Raw genomic sequence first — 9,044 nt, 5'->3', positions numbered from 1 at the left:
GATAGCCGAGGCCAACGCCTTCGGCGCTGGAGGAGACCTGCGCCTCGTGCCCGACCCGGACAGCAGGATCAGCATCCGCGACGACGGCCAGGAACAGCTCCGGCTGTACATAGCCGACCAGACCCGCACCGACGGGACGAGCTGGGGCTCGTGCCCGCGGCGCATGCTGACGTCGACACTGAGCCGGCTGCATGCGGAGACCGGCCTCAACGTGGTCGCCTCGTTCGAGCACGAGTTCACCCTCCGAGGGGTCGACGCGGGCCTTCCGATGACGTTGGGCCGGCTGCGCGCGGCCGAGCCGTTCGGAGGCGACCTGCTGGCTCTGTTGGAGGAGAACGGGTTGCAGCCCGAATGCTGGATACCCGAATACGGGGACGCGCAATACGAGATCACCCTGAGGCAGGCGCCCGCTCTCGTCGCCGCGGACCGAGCGGTCCTGCTCCGTGAGCTCGTGCGCGACCTGGCCAGGCGCCGGGGCCTGGCCGCCTCGTTCGCGCCGCTGGCAGCGCCCGACGCTACCGGCAACGGCCTGCACATCCATCTCTCCCTCCACGACGACGAGGGGCGCGCCGCCTTGTTCGATCCGCACCGCCGCGGCCGGCTCTCCGAGGCGGCGGAGCGGTTCTGCGCAGGCGTGCTGCATCACGCGGCCGCCGTCACCGCCGTCACGGCGGGAAGTCCCGCCTCGCACCTGCGCCTTCAGCCGCACCACTGGAGCGCCGCCCGGGCGGTACTCGCCGAGCGGCACCGGGAGGCGATGATCCGGATCTGCCCGACGGTGAGCTTCGGCTCGTCCGACGAGGCGAAGCAGTTCAATCTGGAGTTCCGCGCGGCCGATGCCACGTCCAACCCCTGGCTCGCCCTCGGCGTGATCATCGCCGCCGGCCTCGAGGGCATGACCGGCGATCTCCCGGCGCCCACCGTCCACCCGGAGACGGTCGGCGACGACGAGCTGCTGTCCGCGGCACCGCTGAACCCGGACCTGGAGTCCGGCCTGCGCGCCCTCGAGACCGATCCGGTGGCTGCCAAGTGGTTCGATCCGGATCTCCTGGCCACCTATCTGGCGGTCAAACGTGCCGAGCTGGCCGCCGTGGCCGGCCTGGACGACGACGCCGTGTGCGCGCGAGTCGCCGATGTCTACTGACGCCGCGGAGCGCGACGAGTTGGCCGATCTCGTCGCGTCCACCCCGTTGACAGATCACCACGTGCACGGCGCCATCGCCGCGGATCTGAGCCCGAGCGCGTTCGAGGCGGCGCTGACCGAGTCGGACCGCCCGGCGCCGTCCGGCCTGTCCACCTTCGATTCGAGCCTGGGTTTCGCCGTGCGTCGCTGGTGTGCGCCCCTGCTCGATCTGGATCCGCACGCTTCGGGACCCGAGTACACGGCGCGGAGACTCGAGCTCGGCCATGAGACGGTCAACCGGCGTTTCCTCGCCGGGAGCGGAGTCACCCACTATCTCGTCGAGACAGGTCACCACACCGACCACCTCCTGGATCCGGGCGGCCTCAGCCGCCTCTGTGGGATCCGCACCAGCGAGGTGGTCCGGCTGGAGTCGGTAGCCGAGGAGCTCGCGGCCTCGGACGTCGCGGCCTCGAACTTCGCCCGCCTCTTCGACGAGGCCCTCGCTGCCCGCGCTGCCTCGGCCGTCGGGCTGAAGACCATCGTCGCCTACCGCGCCGGGCTGGACGTCGATCCGACGAGGCCGAGCCCAGCACAGGTGACGGCCGCCGCCGGCTCCTGGCTGCGGGAGATCCGCGCCGGCGCCCCAGCCCGGCTGACCGATCCAGTGCTCCTGCGGCACCTGATCTGGGCCGGCGTCGACACCGGGCTTCCGTTGCAGATCCATACTGGCATCGGCGATCCGGACCTCCGGCTGCACCGAGCGAACCCGCTGCTGCTGACCGAGTTCATCGAGGCGAGCGAGGGGTCCGGCGCACCGCTCCTGCTCCTGCACTGCTATCCGTACCACCGCCAGGCCGCCTATCTGAGCCACGCCTATCCGCACGTCTACGTCGACGTCGGCCTCGCCGTCACCTTCACCGGAGCGGCCGCCACCACAGTGGTCGCCGAACTGCTGGAGCTCGCTCCGTTCGGCAAGGTCCTCTACTCGTCCGACGCCTGGGGGCTGTCCGAGCTACACTTCCTGGGCTCCGTGCAGTGGCGCTCCGCCCTACGCTCGATCATCACCACCCGGGTCACGGCCGGGGACTGGTCGCTGGACGACGCGACCCGCCTGGTCCGGATGGTCAGCGAGGAGAATGCCGCGCGCGTGTACCGGCTCGGCGGTACAGAAGGCAGCCTGTCATGACCGCCCACACCGATCCCGCCCACACCGATCCCGTTCACACCGATCCCGTGCTGCCGGTGCTGCGCACGGCGCTGCACGAGGAGCTCCCACACGCGCGTCAGCTGCGCCGCCAGCTGCACGCCCGCCCGCAGCGGTCCGGCGATGAATCGCAGACCCGCGATCTCGTCCTCGCCGAGCTGCCCGGCGGACAGAACGCCGATCTGGTCGCCGACACCGGGGCGGTCGTCCGGATCGGCGCGGCGGGCGCTGCGGTGGCGATCCGCGCCGAGCTCGACGCCTTGCCCGTCCGGGAGCAGACCGGCGTCACCTGGGCAGCTGACAACGGTCTCATGCATGCGTGCGGGCACGACGTGCACATGGCGGCGTTGGTCGCCATCGCGCGGGCGGTGCACCGGGTGCGACCGGCCACGCCGCTCGTGGCGGTTCTCCAGCCGAGAGAGGAGACCTACCCCGCCGGAGCCAAGGACGTCGTCAGCTCGGGAATCCTCGATGCCCACGACGTCGTCGCGATGCTCGGCGCCCACGTCCAGCCGACTCTGCCCGAGCGCTCCGTCGCCTGCACGCCGGGAGCGGTCAACGCGGCCGCCGACGAGTTCGTGGTGACGATGCACGGTGCCGGCGGGCACGCGGCCTATCCACATCTCAACCGGGACGCCGTGCTGGCTGTCGCCCAGTGTGTGGTCAGCCTGCAGCAGCTGGTCAGCCGGGACAGCGACCCGATGACCCCGGCCGTGGTCACGGTGAGCTCGATCAAAGCCGGTGAGGCCCCGAACATCACCCCCAGCACCGCGGTGGCCCGGGGCGTCCTGCGCAGCCTCTCGATGGTCCATCGCTCATACATGCATGACCGGCTCCGCGCGGTGGCCACCGGGATCGCACAGGTGCACGGGTGCTCCGCCACGGTCGAGATCACCAACGGCGAGCCTGTGCTGCGTAACGATCCCGCGCTGACCGACTCCACCTCCTCGTACCTGCGTGACCTCGGCTATCAGGTCTCCGACGGGTACCGGTCCTGCGGCGCGGACGATTTCGCGTACTTCGCCGAACGGTTCGCCTCGCTGATGCTCTTCGTCGGCGTGGGCGACGGCTCGGGACCGCCTCTGCACCACCCCGAGTTCCTCCCGGACGACGGCGCGGTGGACCGGGTGGCGGACGCGATGCTGGCCGGCTATCTGGCCGCCGCCGGCGCCGCCGATCGCTCCGCGAAGACCACTGCTGAGCGAAGGTAGGGTTCCTTTCATGGCCTCCCCGGATGGATCCACGGACGCCCCCGCGTCGGTCAGCCCGACGGTTCAGCAGCGAGTACGGGACCACATGGACGACCTGAGCGCCGGCGAGCGCAAGGTGGGCCGGACGCTGCTCGCCGCGTACCCGGCCGCCGGGCTGGAGTCCGCCGCAGACCTTGCCAAGCGCGCCAAGGTGAGCACGCCGACGGTGCTGCGGTTCGTCACCAGGCTCGGTTTTGAGGGATATCCCGACTTCCAGCGGGTGCTCATCCACGAGGTCCATGAGCGGATGGGGTCCCCACTCGCACAGTTCGACGAGCGCAACGCCACGCCATCGGATCAGGACTTCCTTCCCTACGTCTCGTCCACGTTCGTCTCGACCGTCAGCGAGACGTTCGATCACATCCCCCGGCATGACTTCCTCGCCGCGGTGAAGCTCCTCGCCGATCGCCGGCTGCACATCCGCCTGTTCGGCGGCAGGTTCAGCCAGGTTCTGGCCGATTACCTGGCGGCGCACCTGCACCTCATGCGTCCGGACGTGACCCTGCTGCCGAGCGGCGACAACTCCCGCGCGAGCGCGCTGCTGGACGCGTCCAAGCGCGACGTCTTCGTCGTGTTCGACTACCGCCGCTATCAGAGCACCACGATCCATCTGGCCGAAGCGGTCGCGAACTCCGGGGCGTCCATCGTGCTGATGACCGACCAATATCTGTCTCCGATCGCCGACCTCGCCCACGCGGTCCTGCCGGCGCGGGTGGACGCGCCGAGTCCGTTCGACAGCCTGGTGCCGGCGATGGCACTGGTGGAGTCGTTGGTCGCCGCCGTCAGCGAGGAGCTCGGCGACGCCACCCGGGACCGGCTGACCCGGCTCGAATCGCTGGGCTACAGCGACGGCTGGAAGACTCGCGGCGAAGCAGACTCGTCATATTGATGACGCATTCATAGAAGGAGACCCGGATGGGAACCGTCTTCCCGGAGATCGACGATGCCCTGGCCACGTGGCTGGTCGAGCGGCCGATGTTCTTCGTCAGTACCGCTCCGCTGGCCGCGGACGGCCGGGTGAACGTCTCACCGAAGGGCGGGACAGGCTGCTTGAAGGTCATGAGCCCGCACCAGGTCGCCTACGTGGACTTCTTCGGCAGCGGCATCGAGACGGTGGCGCATCTCAAGGAGAACGGGCGCATCGCCATGATGTTCTGCGCGTTCGACGGCCCGCCGCGGATCATCCGGCTGCACGGAACCGGGGAGACGATCGACATGGCCGATCCCCGGTTCGAGCCGCTGTTCGAGCGCTTCGATCCCACGCCGGAGATGGTCACCTGCACCCGCTCGATCATCCTGGTGGATGTCGCCCGGGTCTCCGACTCGTGTGGTTTCGCCGTCCCCGAGATGACGTTCCGCCGTGAGCGCCAGCAGCTGTACAAGTACGCCGAAGGGCGGATCAGGAAGGAGGGCCCGACCGCCATCCGCGACTACTGCGACGTCAACAACGCCGAGAGCATCGACGGCCTCCCGGGGCTACCTCCCTTCGCCGACGCCGTCGACGACGACACCCGGACGAGGTATCTCCACCACGGCCGCAAGCTCTGACCGCGCTGCCCCGCGAGCGGCGGCCTCGCCTCACGCGCACAGGCAGCCTCGACAGCGCCGATCAGCCCACCTTCGGGGTGGCTCGCGAGCCGCCGTGCAGGCATGGCGTGCCGTCCGGCAAGGTCAGGAACGTCACGGTGGTCCACGTCTCGACGCCCGGCATCCGCATCACGTACAGCCCGTCCCGTACCGGTACGGCGCCCACCTCGATCGGTTCCGGGTCCAGTCCGGGCACGTCGTGCGTCCCGGTGATCCGCAGCCGTAGGCCACGCTCGGCCTCCAGCACGTCCACCCGGACGCCGGTCCGTTCGTAACGTCCGACGTGCCCGGAGCCGTCCACACGCGGCGAGTTCGCCGGCGGGTCCAGCGGGACGGTCATCTCCGCACCGGTCAGCGTGCGCACCACCTCACGCAGGAGCGACTCATACAGGTCCCGCGTCTGCCCGCCATTGGTGAGCAGCGTGACCGCCAGGTCGTGCTCAGGCAGCAGCCGCAGGAATGCCGCCTGCCCGATGGTGCTGCCGTCGTGCCCGATCACCGGCGTGCCGCCCCATGAGGCCCGGAACCAGCCGAGTCCCCAGGACTGCGCCACCCCGTGCGGATCCGGCAGCGGCACGTCCTCGGTCTGCATGCTGCTGACCGAGGCGCCCGACAGGATGCGCGTGCCGTCCGCCGCGACACCGCCGGCCAGATGCATCCTGGCGAAGGCCAGGATGTCGGCCGCGGTCGAGCTGATCAGGCCGGCCGGGCCCATCCCCCGGGGCAGCATCCACGACGACGTCCGCACCGGCGGCTCGTTTCCCACGTGGACGTGGCCGACCGCCGCGCTGTGCAGGATCGCCTCCTCCGGCAGCGTCACCGTCCGCTGCACCCCCAGCGGCGCGTAGAGCAGCTCCCGCATCGCGGCGTCCCAGACCTGCCCGGTCAGCCTCTCGATGAGCCGCCCGGCGAGCACGAATCCGGAGTTGCAGTACGACCACGTGGCGCCCGCCGGGAAGAGCTGAGGCACCTTGCCCAGCGCGGCGGAGTACCTCTCCAGACAATCGTCGCCCCGACCGAAGTCGTCGAAGAAGTCGCCGTCGATCCCACTCGTGTGGGTCAGCAGGTGCCGGATGGTCACCGACGCCGTGGCCTCGGGCGTGGCCAGCTCAAGCTCGGGCAGGTAGGTCACCACCGGCTGGTCGAGGTCGAGCTTGCCGTCCTCGACCAGACGCATCAGAGCGGTAGCCGTCCAGACTTTCGTGATGGAGCCGACCTGGAACAACGTGTCGTCCGTGACCGGCTGACCGGTCTCGACGTTGGTGACGCCATACGCGTGCACGGACGTCGCGGCACCGACGGAGATGCCGAGGACTGCTCCGGGCACCGCGCAGCTCTCCGCCAGCTCCGCGAGACGATCGGGCCAACGCTGCGAGTCAGGGGTCAGAACGGACACTCTTCTCTCCTTGGGTCGTTCGTGCATGAGCGAGCCGGCCCAGCTCGGCATGGAACAGGGCGCGCAGGTTCTCCCCGAGGACGCCCCGGATGTCCGGCTCGGACCAGCCGCGTCGCAGCAGCGCCTCGGTGACCAGCGGAAGCCCGCGTGGTCCTTCCAGGCCGGGGAGGTAGCCGATGGTGGAGATGCCGATGTCGCCGGCGGCTCCGCCAGGGTCCTCGCAGCACCGCGGCGTGGTCTCCTCGAACACCTCCTTGACGAAGTCCGGCCCCAGCCCCACCCGGTCGACGCCGATCGCCGACGCCACATGCTCCAGGTGATCCACCAGCCGGTCGATCGACCAGTCCCGCTCGTGCAGATAGGCGGCGAAAAAGTTCACGCAGACCATCCCGCCGGTCGCGGCGATGCCGATGAGCTGGTCGTCGGTCAGGTTGCGGTGGTGATCCCGCAGCGCCCGCGCCGACGAGTGGGTCGCGATTACCGGCCGGGTCGCGAGCTCCAGCACATGCTCGACACCCGCCACGCCGAGGTGGCTGACGTCGAAGATCATCCCGATCCGTTCCATGAGCCCGAGCGCGTCGACGCCTCGTCTGGTCAGCCGTCCTCCAGTCGCGTCCTCGGCGCTGCCGTCGCCCAGCGGGGTCCGGCCGAAATGGGCGAGCGAGGCGATGCGCACCCCGAGCCGGTGCAGCGTCTCCAGCAGCTCGACGTCGTCGGCCACGCCCGGCGCGCTCTCCAGCGCCAGGACGAACGCGATCCGGCCGGTCTCCAGCGCGCTGTCGATCTCGGCCCCGTCCCGGCACAGCGCCACGTCGTCCGGGTTGCCGGCGACGATCCGATGCGCGCACTCGATCATCCGCAGCGTCTGCCGCAGCGCACCCTCCGGCCGGTAGACGTCGTCGATGAAGACCGGCAGGACCTGCACGTCGACGCCGCCGTCGCGTAGCTGCGGAAGCCACCGCTCAGCGAAGAAGCCGGCCCAGCGCTGGGGAGCACGGGGCACCACGGTGCACAGAAGATCGTTGTGCGCGTCCGCGACGACGGCACGGGAGTGCAGGTCGGAGGGGTCAGGCATGCGTGCGTGCTCCAGACGGTCGGTCGACGGGCCAGCCCTGCCGCTTCGCCAGAGCGTAAGCCGCCGTGACGAAATCGGCAGTGACCTGTTCCTCCTCGAAGCGGGTCGGCCTGCCGCCTCGGACGAGCACCTCTCCGCCGACGATCACGGTGTCGACGTCGGCGGAGCCGCCGACCTTGAGGAAGATCTCCAGCGGACGAGCACACAGCGTGTACCGCCAGTCGTCGGTGTCGATCAGGACCAGGTCGGCCAGCTTGCCGGGCTCCAGGCTGCCGATCTGGTCCGACCAGCGCAACCCGTCGGCGGCGAACCGGGTGGCCATCAGCAGGGCGTCGCTCGGCCGTACGGCGGTGTTGTCCGCCCAGATCTCGTTGTGCCCCAGCCAGGCCTGGCGCATCGCCTCCGGCATCCCGCCGATCTGCTGGGCCTCGCCATCCGTCGACAACGACACTCGCTGCCCGGCTCGCCACGACTCGACGATCATCCGGCTGCCGCTGATGGTGGATTCTCCGGACAGACCGTATTTCGCCGGGGAGTGGCTGATGTGCACGCGGGCGCCGCGGAGCATGGCCCACTCCTCGAGGTCGGCGTAGGCGCAGTGGACGGCGATCAGCCGGTCGGTGAGCAGGCCGAGCTCGGCGAAGCGCCGGACCGGTGTGCGGCCGAAGTACTCGCGAACGACGCCGGACTCGTTCGGCAGCGCGCCGAGATGTGTCGCCACCGGGGTGTCGTGACGCAGCGCGAGAGCGACGATCCCTTCGGCGAGCTCGTCGGAGAGGTTCGCCGTGTAGACCGCGGACGGCATCCCGCGGATCCTCCCGGTGCCGTCGGCGCCACACGCCAGCAGCTGCTCCTCGATCCGGGCCAGGACGGCATCGGCGTCGCGGGTGCGGGTGAAGGCGGTCTCCCCCGGCAGGCAGAGCGCGTCGCTGGCCCATACGCTCAGCGCCGCCCGGAGCCCGACCGTACGGGCCGCGCCGACCAGCGCCTCCGGCCACGCCACCGAGCCGACGTCACCCACCGTGGTGGTCCCGCTGCGTAGCTGAGCCCACAGCGCGTAGCGCGCGAACGCCTCGGACTCCTGCGGCGTCATCTTTTCGTGCCAGCTGTACAACGCGTCGAAGTTCTGCGACAGCGCGTGGATGTCGCCGCCACGGGCGAACGGGGACACCGGGTCGGCGTGGTCGGACAGCGGCATGCCCAGGGCCTGTGCCCGCCGGGCGAGCCCCTCGTGCCAGTGCGGGTTGACGAATCCGGGCAGGATCAGGCACTGGCGTGCGTCGAGGGTCGTCACCGACCGGGTGTCACCGCCGCTGCCGGACCGGCTCGCGGCATCCGCTGTGGCCCGGACCTCGGCCACCGGCCCAACGGCGAGGATCCGCTCGCCGTCGATCAACACGCTTCCCCGC

At 70.3% G+C, this 9,044-nt stretch carries 8 protein-coding genes; 5 read left to right on the top strand and 3 right to left on the bottom strand.

Annotated features, from left to right (window positions below; translation table 11 throughout):
- The 5 genes from ELR45_RS19705 to ELR45_RS19685 form a co-directional block, all read left to right on the top strand.
- Positions 1 to 1,144, top strand: a 1,144-nt coding sequence (locus ELR45_RS19705; protein ID WP_165367942.1) for a type I glutamate--ammonia ligase, incomplete at its 5' end; no start/stop codon positions are given.
- A complete protein-coding gene (locus ELR45_RS19700; protein WP_129667886.1) occupies positions 1,134 to 2,309 on the top strand; it encodes an amidohydrolase family protein in 1,176 nt (391 codons plus the stop codon). The genes ELR45_RS19705 and ELR45_RS19700, both read left to right, overlap by 11 nt.
- Positions 2,306 to 3,538: a M20 metallopeptidase family protein gene (locus tag ELR45_RS19695; RefSeq protein WP_129667885.1), complete on the top strand. Its 1,233-nt coding sequence runs from the start codon at positions 2,306 to 2,308 to the stop codon at positions 3,536 to 3,538. The genes ELR45_RS19700 and ELR45_RS19695 overlap by 4 nt, the downstream gene beginning before the upstream one ends.
- A 10-nt stretch (positions 3,539 to 3,548) precedes the next feature.
- Positions 3,549 to 4,466 carry a MurR/RpiR family transcriptional regulator gene (locus tag ELR45_RS19690; protein WP_129667884.1) on the top strand — a complete coding sequence of 306 codons (918 nt, stop codon included), beginning with the start codon at positions 3,549 to 3,551 and terminating at the stop codon, positions 4,464 to 4,466.
- Positions 4,467 to 4,492: 26 nt separating this feature from the next.
- Entirely contained in the window at positions 4,493 to 5,125 is a 633-nt protein-coding gene (locus tag ELR45_RS19685; protein WP_129667883.1) for a pyridoxamine 5'-phosphate oxidase family protein, read from the top strand.
- Between the two features lie 61 nt (positions 5,126 to 5,186).
- Here the strand turns inward: ELR45_RS19685 and ELR45_RS19680 are convergent, their stop codons facing one another.
- The 3 genes from ELR45_RS19680 to ELR45_RS19670 all read right to left on the bottom strand — a co-directional run.
- The gene (locus ELR45_RS19680; protein ID WP_205856899.1) at positions 5,187 to 6,560 is read right to left on the bottom strand and encodes a serine hydrolase domain-containing protein; all 1,374 of its coding nucleotides are present in this window, start codon (positions 6,558 to 6,560) and stop codon (positions 5,187 to 5,189) included.
- A complete protein-coding gene (locus ELR45_RS19675) occupies positions 6,541 to 7,635 on the bottom strand; it encodes a dipeptidase (protein ID WP_129667881.1) in 1,095 nt (364 codons plus the stop codon). The genes ELR45_RS19680 and ELR45_RS19675 overlap by 20 nt, the downstream gene beginning before the upstream one ends.
- A partial coding sequence (locus ELR45_RS19670) for an amidohydrolase family protein (RefSeq protein WP_165367941.1) occupies positions 7,628 to 9,044 on the bottom strand: 1,417 nt, incomplete at its 5' end. The genes ELR45_RS19670 and ELR45_RS19675, both read right to left, overlap by 8 nt.

This window comes from Phytoactinopolyspora endophytica (genome assembly GCF_004138495.1).
Taxonomy (GTDB): domain Bacteria; phylum Actinomycetota; class Actinomycetes; order Jiangellales; family Jiangellaceae; genus Phytoactinopolyspora; species Phytoactinopolyspora endophytica.
Note: the sequence above shows the minus strand (reverse complement) of the source record. Positions and strands in the feature narration are given on the sequence as shown.